The organism is Methanosarcina siciliae T4/M, from assembly GCF_000970085.1.
Classification (GTDB): domain Archaea; phylum Halobacteriota; class Methanosarcinia; order Methanosarcinales; family Methanosarcinaceae; genus Methanosarcina; species Methanosarcina siciliae.
In genome coordinates, this window is record NZ_CP009506.1 from 1165258 (window position 1) to 1180146 (window position 14889).

Here is a 14889-nt window from a genome sequence, read left to right on the forward strand (position 1 = left end):
ATGCAGTAATATCTTCTCTCTCCAGCTTTGAAAGATACAGTAATTTACTGCACATTCTTTTGAAAATTTTAGATTCTTTTAAAATCATTTTGACAAAGGGAACAGTGCTCTTTTTCCAGCGGAATTACACTAAAAAACAGTTTTCTTTTTCGTATTTTTCTGTCCATGAATAATAAATTAACAACATTTAAATAATTTTGTGATATGAGTTTATTAGAAAGTCACTCTCTTCTAAATTAAAAGCAATTTATAGATGGGAACAGTATGCCCGGATTCACAGAAATAAAGAATCATGTTGCAGTTATATTCACCGCTCTCCCTGTCGAATATAATGCAGTTCGTGAACACTTGAAATGCCTTGAAGAAAATGTGCATCCTCAAGGAACTATCTATGAACAAGGAATTTTCTCATCCAGCAATCAATCATGGGAAGTTGGGATAGCAGAAATCGGTGAAGGCAATGAACAAGCAGCTTTGGAAGTAGAGAGAGCAATACAATATTTTAATCCGAGCATCATACTTTTTGTGGGAGTGGCTGGCGGGGTCAAAGACGACGTAAAAATTGGTGATGTAGTAGTTGCAAGCAAAGTTTATGGATATGAGTCAGGAAAAGCGGGGGACACATTCAAACCAAGACCTGCGGTTAGTTCTCCAAATTACAAAATGATTAACCGAGCAAGAGCAGAGGCTCGTAAGGGAGACTGGTTACAACGTATTGGTGAGTTGATGCCGAATCCATCTCCTAACATATTTGTCAAGCCCATTGCTGCTGGCGGAAAAGTGCTAAATTCCACACGATCTGCAGCTTATGAATTAATTAAATCCAATTATGAAGACACGCTGGCAGTAGAGATGGAGGGTTACGGTTTTCTCAAGGCTGCTTATGCTAACCAAAACGTGGATGCACTGGTTATCCGTGGCATTTCTGATTTAATCGATGAAAAGGAAAAAGCGGATAAGGCGGGTTCTCAGAAAATAGCTTCACATCATGCAAGCGCCTTCGCTTTTGAGATTTTAGCGAAATCACACATTGTGCCGATCAATTCAGAACAACATGAATATCCTGAACATTTTTCTCCTGAGAAGACTGCCGTTATAGATGAGAAGATTAAGGAAAATGACTTATCTTCTGATTCTAAAACTCCAGCTACTACTAAAGACTCTGACTCCAAGACGGTACAACTTTCGCATTCTCAGACTGTTCAAGAGCCAAAAGCCGCAATATCAAACGTTCCCTACTCAAGGAACCTTCGTTTTACAGGACGTGAAGAAAAGTTAAAACAAATCCGTGAAGCTCTTCTTGCAGATAATACAGTTGCTGTATCTCAACCAGTTGCAGTATGCGGACTTGGAGGTATAGGGAAAACACAAACTGCGGTTGAATATACTTATCGTTATCGTACTGAATATGAATTTATATTCTGGGTAAAAGCCGATTCTGAAGATTCAATCATCTCCGATTATGTTGGCATTGCAAAATTACTGAACTTGCCGGTTAAAAACGACTCAGACCTGAACAATATTGTTTCAGCTGTATTAAACTGGTTTAGAACCCATGAGAACTGGCTACTCGTAATTGATAATGCTGACGACATTTCTTTTGTAAAGCGATATCTTCCCCCAGATCCCAAAGAGCACATCCTCCTGACCGCGAGACTAAGAGTTTTTGATGCACTGGATATTACAAAATCAGTTGATATGGAGGCAATGTCTCCTGAAGAAGCCAAAAGTTTCCTTCTAAAACGCACGGTGCGTGCCAATCTAAACCAATCCGAGCTCGAAGCTCTTGACAAGCTTGTAAATGAACTTGGTTATCTTCCATTGGCTTTAGAACAAGCAGGAGCATTTATTCATGCAAACAATTCCAGCTTTAAAGATTATCTGGCTAGCTATAACATACGTGGCCTAAAGTTATTGGAAAAGTCTCCAATTGATAAAAGCAAATATCCAGAATCGATATCAACTACATGGTTGATGAACTTCGATGAAGTGAAGAAAAAATCTGAAGTCTCAGCAGATGTATTATATGCAAGTGCTTTTCTCAATCCCAATGGAATCCCTGCAGAAATTTATCACAAAAGCTCAGATGAGTTAGGACCATTAATTTCTTCCATATTTAATGAAGTCGATACAGACCCTCTTGTTTATGACGAGGTTCTCAAACCACTCTGGCAGTACTCTTTAATCAATCGTGAAATAGGCTGCCATACTTATGATATTCACCGCCTTGTACAAGCCGTCATAAGAGATGGAATGGAAAAAAGTGAACAAAAACTTTGGGCCGAACGTGTTGTTAAAGCTGTAAACCGTACATTTCCTGATGTTGAGTATATAAATTGGGAGCTTTGTGATAAGCTTCTTCCACATGCACAGATTTGTGCAGAATATATTAAGCTGTGGGGTCTTGAGACAGAAGAATCTGCAAGATTACTGAATAAGGCAGGTCTTTACCTGCATAAAAGGGCACGTTTTAAGGAGAGTGAATCACTCTTTAAAAGTTCAGTGGAGATTAGTTTTAAGGATAGCGAATCACTCTTTAAAAGTTCATTGGAGATTAGAGAGAAGGTTCTGAAACCTGAACATTTTGACATATCAGAGAGTCTCAATAATTTAGGGGAACTATATATAGATATAGGCAGATACTCCAAAGCAGAACTGCTATTCTTGCGTGCATTAGAGATTCAAGAAAATACATTAAATTCAAATGATCCAGCTATAGCAAAGAGTCTCAATAATTTAGGGGAAGTTTATAGATATTCGGGTAGGTATTCTGAAGCTGAACCTCTATATACCCGTGCCTTGGAAATTACAGAAAGAGCACTGGGACCTGATCATCCAGATGTAGGCACTCGCCTCAATAATCTAGCTTTATTATATAGCTATTTAGGCATGTATTCTGAAGCTGAACCTCTGTATGTCCGTGCTTCGGAGATCACAGAAAGAGCACTGGGATCGGAACATCCAACTGTAAGCATTCGTCTTAATAATCTAGCGGAACTTTATAGAAATTCAGGTAGATATTCTGAGGCTGAACCTCTGTATGTCCGTGCCTTAGAAATTACAGAAAAAGCACTGGGATCGGAACACCCAGATGTAGGCATTCGTCTTAATAATCTAGCTTTGTTATATAGCAATTTAGGCAGATATTCAGAAGCAGAACCTCTGTATACCCGTGCCCTGGAAATTACAGAAAGAACGCTGGGACCGGAACATCCAGATGTAGGAACTTGTCTTAATAATCTAGCGGAACTTTATAGAAATTCAGGTAGGTATTCTGAAGCTGAACCTCTGTATACCCGTGCCTTGGAAATTACAGAAAGAGCACTGGGACCTGATCATCCAGATGTAGGCACTCGTCTTAATAATCTAGCTTTGTTATATAGCAATTTAGGCAGACATTCTGAAGCTGAACCTCTGTATACCCGTGCCCTGGAAATTGCAGAAAGAGCACTGGGACCGGAACATCCAAATGTAGGAACTTGCCTTCAAAACTTAGCAATTTTTTATTACGAACAACGAAAATATCTTAAGGCCAGATCCTATTGTGAGCAAGCAATAAAAGTCGTAGAAAAAACCAAAGGAAAGAATAGTCTTGAGCTTGCTAGCCTCTTAGAAAGTTATGCTTTCATGTTGGATAAAATGAGAAAGAATAGGGAAGCTACAACAAAACGTAACCGTGCCAAAAGGATACGCTCAAATATTGAAAAAGAAAACAAGAAATGAACTCAATTATTATATTCTCGTGTACACCATACTTATCCTACACTGCCTTCAAAATCAAGCTACACCAAAAACTCACTGAGGTCGATTTCTTCCCCCCTTCTCAACTGATTTCTAAGATGGGTAAGTTTGCGGTCTACTTTTTCGAGGCTCTCCAGGTACTTTTTCTCATCCTCTGTGGTTTTTAAAAGTTTTGAGATCCCGCCATTTTGGATGACCAGGCGCTGATCTGCCGAGAGGGCCAGAAGAGGATCATGAGTACTGATTAAAACAATCTTATTATTACTTACCAGAAGCTCGAGAGACCGGACCTTGTCGACTCCTGCATTCTCAATCTCGTCGATAAGGACAACGGATGCAGGACTGAGAAGGGCGGTATCTGCGATCATCAGGGCGCGGGATTGGCCCCCTGAGAGCTCTGTTACGGGAGTTTTCCTGCTGAAAGGCTCTCCTGCCAGGATGTTTGCAGTATCATAGATTTTCTGAACGACAAGGGAGACCTCATCGACCATACGGCTCTCGGCATGCAGGGTCAGAAATTCCTCGACACTGAGGTCCATAACAAAGTTCATGTTCTGAGAAAGCTGCGCAATAAAACGTCCCTCGGTTGAGAAACGCTCCTCGTCCCCCGGAGCTAGGCCATTAACCATGATTTTGCGGCCGGTGGGAGTATCTTCCTGAGCCAGAGATTCGATATCAGCCAGAAGCCGTGACTTGCCTGAACCTGTAGGGCCGACAATTGCTGTCACTTTACCCTTTTTTAGCTCTACCGAAAAGGTCTCTTTTTCACCATTTTTATTACGTCCGGGGAGCACGGTAAGGGATTCAACCGTGGATCCGCTTTCCTGTTGAAAAGCCCGGGCCTGCTCGATAAACAGAAAGAAACCCTCAATAAAGGCGAGAGAGCTGCTTCCCATCTCAACAAAATAATCTTCACCGAGTATCGAACCCAGTTCTTCCAGGTTCCTGTTTTCGAACTGCACAGGATCAATTGCAAACGCCGAGAAGTAATCCTCTATCCAGGGCATCATCTCCCTGAGTTCATTTATCTTCATGTGAAGCAAATCTGTCCGCAAGCTATTCTTCTCCTCTGAAATTTACAAGCTTTGAAACACCAATCTGCTTATCGTCCCCGATTTTTCTCTCCCCGAGACAGTATGAACATAGAGCTCCGGGCATGGTAAATCGGAGTGTGGCTCCCTGAAGGGTTTCAATTATAGAAGCTTTTTCCACAAGTTTTGCAAGATAGAAACTACCCTGACCCGTAACCCCATTAATCTGAACTATCTTTCCCCTGGGGTTAACCTGCCTGATCCTGTATGCAAAGACCTCACGCTCTGCCTGGGAAACAATATCTCCTTTAGTAATAACAACGATGTCCGCAAGTTTTAACATGGGGCCGATTTTTTTAGGCGTGTTGACTCCGCTCAGGTTATCAATAACACAAATTGCCAGGACATCCTTGATATGGGGAGAACAGCGGTTACAGAGCCCGGCACTCTCGGTAATCAGAAAATCGAACTTCCATTCTTTGGCCCACCTGAGGGCTTCTTCGATATTGCTTACAAAAAAGTGGTCAGGACAGAGCCCTCTGGAGAGTCCGGTCCTGATCGGAATATTGTGAGCGGAATAGAGCTCCTCATCCTGAGCCGAGAGGCAGTCAAATTTTACCACACCGATTGCAAAACCCTTCTGTCTGAGCTCTTCGACGGTCTTGATAACGATACTGGTTTTTCCCGAGGATGGAGGACCTGCTACCGTAACAAGCCTCACACAACACCTCCGGTCTCATAGAAACTTTTATTGAAAACTTCTTCTAGTTCTTCTTTAAGTTTTCCGATGTCGGTATTTATCAGGAAGTCCCAGCCCAGCCAGTAGAGTTTGATTCCTTCAAGCTTATTATTAACTTCAGGATTTGTTGTCGGGAAAAAGGCTCTGGTAGAGATTTCCGCAAACTTTTTCCCACAGAAGAAATCCGTGAGCTCCTTAACCCTCTCTGCTGCACTTTTTTTAACCAGCATCTGCACAGGGCTTACAATAGCTCCTTCCGAAGGTATATTGATTGTTATCCGGGATTTATCCTGAATTTTCTTAGCAAAGAAGTAAGGCATGATATACATGGGCGGTACATCATCTTTTTTGCTGTCTATCATTTTGACCATCTCGGAAGGATGAAGTCCCGTATATACTGACGAAGCAAGCTTTTTGATTCCCTCCATTCCGTACAGCCGGTAGAACGGTAGCAGTACCCCATTACAGAAAAAGCCATCCTGTCCCCGCATAACAACCCTGTTCCGGTACTCGGCTTTTAAGATATCTTCCCAGGATTCCGGTTTGCTATTATCCTTCATGAGTTCATCTATTGTGACCAGGACAAGAAGGTTTGCCGAGATCATGGTAAACTGGCGGCGGGGATCGGCAAAACCGATGGATTCAAAATCAATGTTCATTGGGGATGAATTAAGATTTACAAAATATTCCTGATTAAGAAAATTCTCCTGGAAGGGTTTGTGGTAGAAGCTGTTAATGTCAGAGCTGATAATTATATCCGGGAGTTCGTCAATCGATGTAACCGAATCGATATAGGCATAATAGGAAAGCTCATGGTTGACATTACCTTCTACAAGAGAATGGAGCACATTATTCATTTGTCTGCTGTATTCAGCTGAAAAGTCGTCAAACGCACGGGAAAAGGGCATCTTCATGCCGCAGGGCAAAAGGGCAAGAAGAGTCAGCTCTTTTTGTCGTTCAGGAGAATCTGCAAGGGTAAAATCTCCCTTTGCTTCACTGTCCGAAACAGCCTGGTTCAGGAGCTCAATAAAGGAGTTTTCATTCACCGATACCATTGATAGGGCTGTTTTCAATTTTAGTAAAGGGCCAAGTTTTTCGAGAATTTCCCTGTTTCCAAATTTCTCCATTCCATGCTGTTCGAATATTTTAAGCAAAAAAGGATATTCACTTAAGATCTGGTATATACTCATTGTTTCATCAATTACTTTCATATCATTCCGCCTTATATCCCTCTGGTCGGTATTTAAGCTCCCTTCATGACGTTCAAATTAAAATTTTTAATGATGGCATTTCCATCAAAAAAAAACTTGCGCTATCAAATTTTATGAATTCAACATTTACACCAGCCTTTATTTTTTGTTCTGTTTTGCGGGACGTCAGTTATTCCAATTGGGACACAAACATATAAATATTTGCACACCGGAAATATTGTTCCTATGGAGGTGCCAAATTAGCTCGTCATTTCTTCCATCCTAATTTGATAATTATCATTTCTTCCATTCTAATTTAATAAACATTTACCTCACAGGTAATTTGCAAACGAATTTGAATTTTTGACACAATATTACAAATTCTCAAGCAATATCGATTGATACATTACAAAATTTTATGAAGATGGAGGGACAGATACTTTGAATGAAGGAAACAAAAAAGGTTATGAAACTGAATTTATCATAAGGTTCTCAATAAAGAACAAAATAAGAAGCCTCTTCAGGGAGAGTGCCACTCACTTAATCTTCTCAGGTTTTCAGGCACCTGAAACATGAAAAAAATGCTACAAGGAATAGCTTTCAGTTTTTCAGGAGAATAATGGTATTTGTTTCGCCTCATTTTTAATGTTTTTGGATGAATGGAAAATATCTCTAACAGTTGACAGCGACAACATATAAGCTGGACGTTCATAAGAAAGAGCATGACTTTTATACGATATAATTTGAAAATGTTTAAATAACGAATATGTTTACTTATTTTTGAGGAGACGTTGGAAAACACTGAGGACTCAATTTTATAAAAAGGAGTTTACGTAAATAAGAACTATAGAAAAACATAGAATACCTTTGAAAGCCTGCCTTAACGTAGTGCAGAACCTGTTTTGTAGGACCTATTTTTAGAACCGGTTGAAAATAACAGGTTTTTGGCTCTACATTGAACCGGTCTTCTCAATGTACTCTAAAAACTAACTCGCTGCATACCATACGCATACCATACTATACCTATAATACAAATATGCAGAATTATATGCAGATTCCAGAACCTTCCGTATTTTCGTGACTTCCGCATTTATATTCCTCCCTATATACAAACATAAATCGTTTTTGAAGAACGGAGAAGTGATGAATGGAAGAAAAAATGAGAATGTCCGGGATTGATATAATTGGGAATATCCCCTGGGGGACGCACTTCTGCCAGTTTTACCAGACAAAAGAAGATTTGATGGATGTACTCGTCCCTTACTTTAAAACGGGGCTGGAAAACAATGAGTTCTGCATGTGGATTACATCACAACCTCTGGATGTAAAAGATGCAAAAGAAGCCCTTAGAAAAGCTGTTCCCGATTTTGATGTTTATCTCGAGAAAGGGCAAATAGAGATTATTCCCTACACTCACTGGTATGTACAGGAAGGTTATTTCGATTCGGAAAAAGTATTGAACGGGTGGATCGAAAAACTCAAAAAAGCCCTGGCCAATGGCTATGAAGGTTTGAGGTTGAGCGGAAACACATTCTGGCTGGAAAAAAAAGATTGGAACGATTTTGTCCAGTATGAGAAAGAGATAGACAATATCATCGGCAATTATCAGATGATAGCCCTGTGTACTTATTGCCTTGAGAAGTGTAATTCGACTGAAATAGTAGACGTTGTAATCAACCATCAGTTTGCTCTGATTAAAAGGGAAGGAAAATGGGAGCAGATTGAAAGCTCCAAACGCAAGAGGGCAGAAGAAACAGCTCTTCAAGCCGCAAAAGATTGGAAACATACCTTTGATGCCGTGCCGGACCTGATAGCTATAATCGACACCGAATACAGAGTCGTCCGTGCAAACAGGGCAATGGCTGCAAAATTGGGAGTCACACCGGAAGAGTGTGTTGGGCTAACCTGCTATCAAGCGGTACATGGAACAGACAGTCCCCCTTTTTTTTGTCCTCACAAACAGTTGCTTAAAGACGGAATGGAACACACAACAGAGATTTGCGAAGATTGTCTTGGTGGTTGTTTCTTAGTAAGTGTCTCACCACTTTATGATTCTAAAGAGAACCTTATCGGGAGTGTACATGTTGCCCGGGACATTACGGAAAGTAAGCAGGCTGTAGAAGCATTGTATGAAGCATATGAGAATCTCCGGGTAAAATCGGAGGAATTGCAGGCTCAGGCCGAGGAAATCCAAATGCAAAATGAGGAGTTGCAGGCTCAAACCGAGGAGATCCAAACGCAAAATGAGGAGTTGCAGGCTCAGGCCGAGGAACTCAATGAAGCCTATTGTTTACTTTGCAAGAGTGAAGAACGTTTCCGTACACTTGCAGAAAATTCTCCTGATATAGTTGCCCGTTTTGATAGACTGAACCGTCACCTGTATGTTAACCCTGCAGCTGCGGAACCTTATGGCAGGTCTCCTGAAGAAATCATCGGGAAAACTAATAGAGAACTGGGAATGGACCCTGAACTGGTGAAGTTATGGGAAAGCCACTACCAAACAGTTTTTGCCTCGGGGAAAACCGAAAAAATGGATTTTCACTATATATCGCCTCCGGGAAAAGAATACTACTTCAGTACGCGAATAGTACCCGAGTTTGTTAATGACGATATCACTTCCGTTCTCGCCATTTCCCGTGATATCACCGACATAAAAAAAGCAGAAATAGGGTTGAAAGAAGCACGCGACAACCTGAAAAAGCTGGTTGAAAAAAGAACCCTTAAACTCAGGAAAGCTTACGAATTATTGGAAGAAAGTGAAAAAGGGCTTGCCGAAGCTCAAAAAATGTCTCACCTCGGAAACTGGAACTGGAATATTGAAAGCAATGAATTATACTGGTCTGATGAAATTTATCGGATTTTCGGCTGCAGACCTCAGGAATTCGGTGCGACTTACGATTCGTTTTTGAGTTATGTGCACCCTGAAGACAGGGTTCTTGTTGATGAGACGGTAAAAGAAGCTTTCAACGGAAAAATTTACAGCATCGATCATCGGATTTTCCGGGCTGATGGAAGGGAGCGTATAGTACACGAACAGGGGGAAGTTATTTTTGACAGAGAAAATGTTCCTGTTCAGATGAAGGGGACCGTTCAGGATGTTACCGAGCGTAAACTAGCTGAAAAAGCATTGGAACTTGCAAGTAAATATAACCGCAGCCTGATTGAGGCCAGCCTGGACCCTCTCGTTACAATCGGGACCGATGGAAAAATAACCGACGTCAACATCTCTACGGAAACGATTACCGGCTATTCGCGGGACGAACTTATAGGCACTGACTTCTCAGACTACTTTACCGAGCCTGAGAAAGCAAAAGAAAGTTACATGCATGTGTTTCAGGAAGGGCTGGTAAGGGACTACCCGCTGGAGATTCTACATAGAGACGGGCATATAACTCATGTTCTGTATAACGCTTCAGTTTACCGGGGTGAGACCGGGGAAGTTATCGGGGTTTTTGCTGCAGCCAGAGACATTACTGAACTTAAGAAAGCAGGAGAGAAAATTAAGACACTTGTGAGTGCTGTGGAATCGTCAGATGACGCCGTTATAACTATGTCTCTGGATGGTATGATTACCAGCTGGAACATAGGGGCAGAAAAGGTTTATGGTTACTCGGCTGAAGAAATCCTCGGAAAAAAAATGTCAGTGCTTGAACCGGCTAATCTTGAAGGAGAAATAAAACAGTTAATTGAAAGGATTAAACAGGGAGAAGGAATCAACCACTACGAAACTGTACGGTTAAAGAAGGACAGTACATTAGTAGATATATCAGTAGCTCTTTCTCCGGTTTTTGATGACTCTGGAAAGATTATGGCACTCTCTGCTATTGCCAGAAATATTACCGAACGTAAGAAAGCAGAAGAAGCTTTGAGGTTATCAAACATTTATAACCGCAGCCTGCTCGAAGCCAGTCTCGATCCTCTTGTCACTATAGGTCCTGATGGAAAAATAACAGATGTAAATAAAGCCACGGAACAGATTACGGGCTATTCAAGGAGCGAACTTATAGGTACTGATTTTACGAATTATTTCACTGAGCCTGAAAAAGCCGAGGAAGGATATCAGCAAGTATTCAGAAAAGGATCAGTGCTGGATTATGCGCTTGAAATCCAGCACAGGAATGGAAGTGTAACTCCCGTATTATATAATGCTTCTATTTACAGGGATGAATCCGGTAAGGTTATTGGAGTTTTTGCTGCCGCCAGGGATATTACCGAACTAAAGAAAGCAGAAGAAATATTAGAACTGAAATTGGAAGAACTTGCCCGCTCAAACGCAGACCTGGAGCAGTTCGCTTACGTATCGTCCCACGACTTACAGGAACCGTTAAGGATGATAGCAAGTTATTTGCAGCTTTTACAAAGGAGATATCAGGGCGAACTTGACGAAAGGGCTGATAAATACATCTATTTTGCCGTGGACGGAGCCTCTCGTATGCAGAGCCTGATAAATGATCTCCTTGAATTTTCCCGAGTAACCACCAAAGCAAGAGAATTAGAACCTACTGATTGCGAATCTATTTTGAAATACGTGTTATCTGATCTGGAGTTTTCCATAAAAGAAAATGAAGCTACCGTATCATACGATTCTTTGCCTGAGATAATGGCAGACGGCACTCAGCTGACTCAGGTATTTCAGAACCTGATCAGCAATGCAATAAAATTCCGCAGTAAAGAAACCCCAAAAATTCATGTTTCCGCGGAGAACGAAGGTGACAAGTGGCGATTTTCGGTGCAGGACAATGGAATTGGAATTGATCCCAAATATGCGGAGAAGATCTTTGAATTATTTAAAAGGCTGCATAAAAGGGAAGACTATCCGGGAACGGGAATCGGGCTTTCAATTTGTAAAAAAATAATAGAAAGGCATGGAGGAGACATATGGGTAGAGTCTGAGCCGGGAAGAGGTTCAACTTTTTATTTCACTTTATCGGCCAGCTTTGAAAAATTGCATTAAATAAAATTGAGGAGTGAAAATTTGATTCTTGGGACCGGCTAAACCCCGATAAGCTTTTTGTCCGAGATAAAAAAAATTTAAAATTTTACCTTGTAATTAAGAAGGGTTTGTAAATGGAAACATGCACGGCATTTAAACCGGTAGATATTCTTTTGGTGGAAGATAACAAAGGAGATGTTGGGTTAATTGAAGAAGTCTTCGAAAGCTCAAAAGTCCGGAATAAACTTTATGTTGTAGAAGACGGAGAAGAGGCGGTACATTTCTTACTTAGAGAGGGAAAATTTTCAGATGTCCCGCGCCCTGGAATAATTCTCCTCGATTTGAATTTACCGAAAAAAGACGGACGTGAAGTGCTTGGAGAAATAAAAAAAAATAAAGACCTTAAAAAAATACCTGTAGTTGTTTTAACCACTTCCAGAGCTGAAGAAGACATACTTGAATCTTATAAGCTTCATGCCAATGCATATGTCCCCAAGCCTGTTGACTTTGACCAATTCATAAAGGTAATTAAATCCATAGAAAATTTCTGGCTTGAAGTCGTAAATCTTTCATAAAAAGATAATAATGTTCAAAATTTCTATTTTGCCTAACCAGTTAAGAAGGTCCATATAAATGAAAACAAATGTAGCTGCTAAACCTATAGAAATTCTATTAGTAGAGGATAGTGAAGGAGATGTCGGGTTAATTGAAGAGGTTTTCGAAGAAGCAAAAATCAGGAACAATCTTCACATTGTAGAGGACGGAGAAGAAGCAATACTTTTTTTACGCGGGAAAAAGCAGTTTTCTGGCATTTCACGCCCGGATATAATCCTTCTGGATCTGAATTTGCCGAAAAAGGACGGAAGAGAGGTCCTTGAAGAAATAAAGGAAGATGATGACCTGAAGAATATACCTGTGGTAGTTCTAACCACTTCCAAAGCTGAAGAAGATATACTCAAATCCTATAATCTTCACGCCAACGCATATGTTACTAAACCTGTCGACTTTGATCAATTCATAAGGGTAATTAAATCCATAGAAGATTTCTGGCTTGAAGTTGTGAAACTGCCGTCAAAATAAGCTCAGAGTGACCCGGATAGGACTGTTCAGCATGGAGAAAAAGGTTCAAATATTGCTTTTTGAGGATAATCCAGGGGATGCGAATCTAATTGAAGAATTACTCGAAGATTTCGCCAACTTCCCATTTGAACTGAAAAGCGCCGAAACCCTTAATGAGGGTTTGGATCTTCTCAAGGAGCATTCATTTGATGTTATATTGTCAGATCTGAGATTGCCAGATAGCGACGGCATCGACACCTTTCTTGAGATTAATGGCAGAAATTCACGAACTCCTATAATCATATTAACTGGCATGAATGATGAAAAAACCGGAATCGAGGCTGTAAAAAAAGGTGCTCAGGACTATTTAGTCAAAGGGCAAGCAGACGGCAGGTTATTAGTACGTTCTATCCGCTATTCCATTGAACGCAAGAAGGCGGAAGAGAAGGCTCAAAGCTTAGCAAATATTGTGGAGTCGTCAAATGATGGGATTGTGACCGAGTCTCTTGATGGTATTATTGTCAGCTGGAACAAAGGTGCGGAGCAAATTTATGGTTATTCGGCTGAAGAAATTCTCGGAAAGCACATGTCCATCCTGGCCCATCCCCTTCTGGTCGGAGAGACCAAAGAGTTAGTTGAGAGGATTAAAAAAGGAGAGAAAATCTATCATTATGAGACTTCAATGTTAAGAAAGGACGGCATGGAGATAAAGGTCTCAATAACCCTTTCTCCGGTTTTTGGTGGCTCTGAAAACCTGACTGCTATCTCAATTATTTCCAGAGATATAACCGAGAAAAAAAAAGCAGAAGAAGAACTTTTAAAAAGTGAGGAGCGTGTCCAGTCATATCTGCAGAACTTCAGGGGGATAGGCGCTCAGCTGGATGAAAACTTTGTTCCTATTTTTTTACATGGAGCTGTTGAAGAACTCACGGGATATGCGAAAGAAGATTTCCTTTCCGGAAAACTGCACTGGCGAGAAATTGTGGAGCCTGAAGACATCATAGGGTTCCTGGAAAAAGTACACAAAATGGAAGTTACTCCAAACGCAGTTGTCAAGCACGAGTATAGGATCAGGAAAAAAGACGGAGAAATTCGCTGGATACATGAAATTGTCCAGAATATTTCCGAAGAGAATAAAGAGCTTTATCAGGGCTTTGTTTATGACATAACCGAGAGAAAAATGGCAGAAGAAGCCCTTGTTGCGATGAAAGAATCCCGCATAAAAGAAATTCATCACAGGATCAAGAATAATCTGCAGGTAATTTCTTCTCTGCTCGACCTCCAGGCTGAAAAGTTTGAAGACCCCACTGTCAGGCAGGCCTTCAGGGAAAGCCAGAATCGGGTTATCTCCATGGCTTTAATCCATGAAGAACTATACGAGTCCGGGGAAATTGGCACTCTGAATTTTGCAGCATACCTGCAAAAGCTGGTAGAGAATATCTTCGAGTGTTACAACATTGGAGATCATAAAGCCCATTTGCATCTGGAAATAGAAGAAAAAACTTTCCTTGACATGGATACGGCTGTCCCGTTAGGGATAATTGTCAACGAACTCGTTTCAAATTCCTTCAAACACGCATTCCCGGAGAGAGATAAAGGAATGGTTAAAATAAGACTTTGCAGAGAAGAAAACCGGGAATGCAAGAGTAACAGCGTAGAAAATACCGGAGTAGATACCGGAGTAGATACCGGAGTCGAAAACCCCGAAAGGAATAATACAAGAAACGATAATGAGAACCTCAATCTTATTCTGACAATTTCGGATAACGGGGTGGGCATTCCTGAAAGTGTTAATACAGAAAGCCCCTGTACTCTTGGGCTGCAGCTGGTTACCATTCTGGTAGATCAGTTAGATGGAAAAATTGAATTGAAAATAGATTCCGGAACTGAATTCATCATAAAAATTGCAGTAAAACAAAAGCAGTAAGAATCTGTTTCGGGGGAAATCGTTTATTACTCGGTTCTGATTTGAGGGTTAATTTCGAGATATTTGGAGTATCGGATATTTGGAGTATCGGATATTTGGAGTATCGGATATTTGGAGTATTGGATGTTTGGAGTACTATATTAAGTAACCATATTAAGTAACCTTTAATTAAGTAACATATTAAGTAACAACATATTAAGTAACCTTTAATTGATACTTCTTTTTTGGAGGATGCTTTCGGGAAAGCGGCGGGTGGCTCAAAATCGGGG

At 40.8% G+C, this 14889-nt stretch carries 9 protein-coding genes; 6 read left to right on the top strand and 3 right to left on the bottom strand.

Annotation, left to right across the window (positions count from 1 at the left end; all coding sequences use genetic code 11):
* The first annotated feature begins 264 nt into the window (after positions 1–264).
* On the top strand, positions 265–3723 hold the full coding sequence (fxsT, locus tag MSSIT_RS05080; protein ID WP_052721521.1) for an FxSxx-COOH system tetratricopeptide repeat protein: 3459 nt from the start codon (positions 265–267) through the stop codon (positions 3721–3723).
* Between the two features lie 59 nt (positions 3724–3782).
* Here fxsT and MSSIT_RS05085 read toward each other — a convergent pair whose 3' ends face one another.
* From MSSIT_RS05085 to MSSIT_RS05095, 3 genes are read right to left on the bottom strand one after another with little or no spacing between them, the layout of a single operon-like run.
* The gene (locus MSSIT_RS05085; protein ID WP_082088887.1) at positions 3783–4796 is read right to left on the bottom strand and encodes an ATP-binding cassette domain-containing protein; all 1014 of its coding nucleotides are present in this window, start codon (positions 4794–4796) and stop codon (positions 3783–3785) included.
* A gap of 1 nt (position 4797) precedes the next feature.
* Complete coding sequence (locus MSSIT_RS05090) at positions 4798–5493, bottom strand: GTP-binding protein (RefSeq protein WP_048170557.1); 696 nt, start codon at positions 5491–5493, stop codon at positions 4798–4800.
* Positions 5490–6722 (bottom strand): ABC transporter substrate-binding protein, encoded by a 1233-nt coding sequence (locus MSSIT_RS05095; protein WP_048170560.1) that lies wholly within the window; start codon positions 6720–6722, stop codon positions 5490–5492. Before MSSIT_RS05095 ends, MSSIT_RS05090 begins: the two co-directional genes overlap by 4 nt.
* A 420-nt stretch (positions 6723–7142) precedes the next feature.
* On the opposite strand from MSSIT_RS05095, the gene MSSIT_RS25200 reads away from it, so the two are divergent.
* The 5 genes from MSSIT_RS25200 (at position 7143) to MSSIT_RS05115 (ending at position 14620) form a co-directional block, all read left to right on the top strand.
* A complete protein-coding gene (locus MSSIT_RS25200) occupies positions 7143–7277 on the top strand; it encodes a hypothetical protein (RefSeq protein ID WP_261789039.1) in 135 nt (44 codons plus the stop codon).
* Positions 7278–7848: 571 nt separating this feature from the next.
* Positions 7849–11655, top strand: a complete 3807-nt coding sequence (locus MSSIT_RS05100; protein ID WP_048170562.1) for a PAS domain S-box protein — start codon at positions 7849–7851, stop codon at positions 11653–11655.
* A gap of 113 nt (positions 11656–11768) precedes the next feature.
* Positions 11769–12209 carry a response regulator gene (locus MSSIT_RS05105; RefSeq protein ID WP_048170564.1) on the top strand — a complete coding sequence of 147 codons (441 nt, stop codon included), beginning with the start codon at positions 11769–11771 and terminating at the stop codon, positions 12207–12209.
* A 58-nt stretch (positions 12210–12267) separates the two neighbouring features.
* Complete coding sequence (locus tag MSSIT_RS05110; protein ID WP_048170565.1) at positions 12268–12714, top strand: response regulator; 447 nt, start codon at positions 12268–12270, stop codon at positions 12712–12714.
* A gap of 52 nt (positions 12715–12766) precedes the next feature.
* On the top strand, positions 12767–14620 hold the full coding sequence (locus MSSIT_RS05115; protein ID WP_052727198.1) for a PAS domain S-box protein: 1854 nt from the start codon (positions 12767–12769) through the stop codon (positions 14618–14620).
* Positions 14621–14889 lie beyond the last annotated feature (269 nt).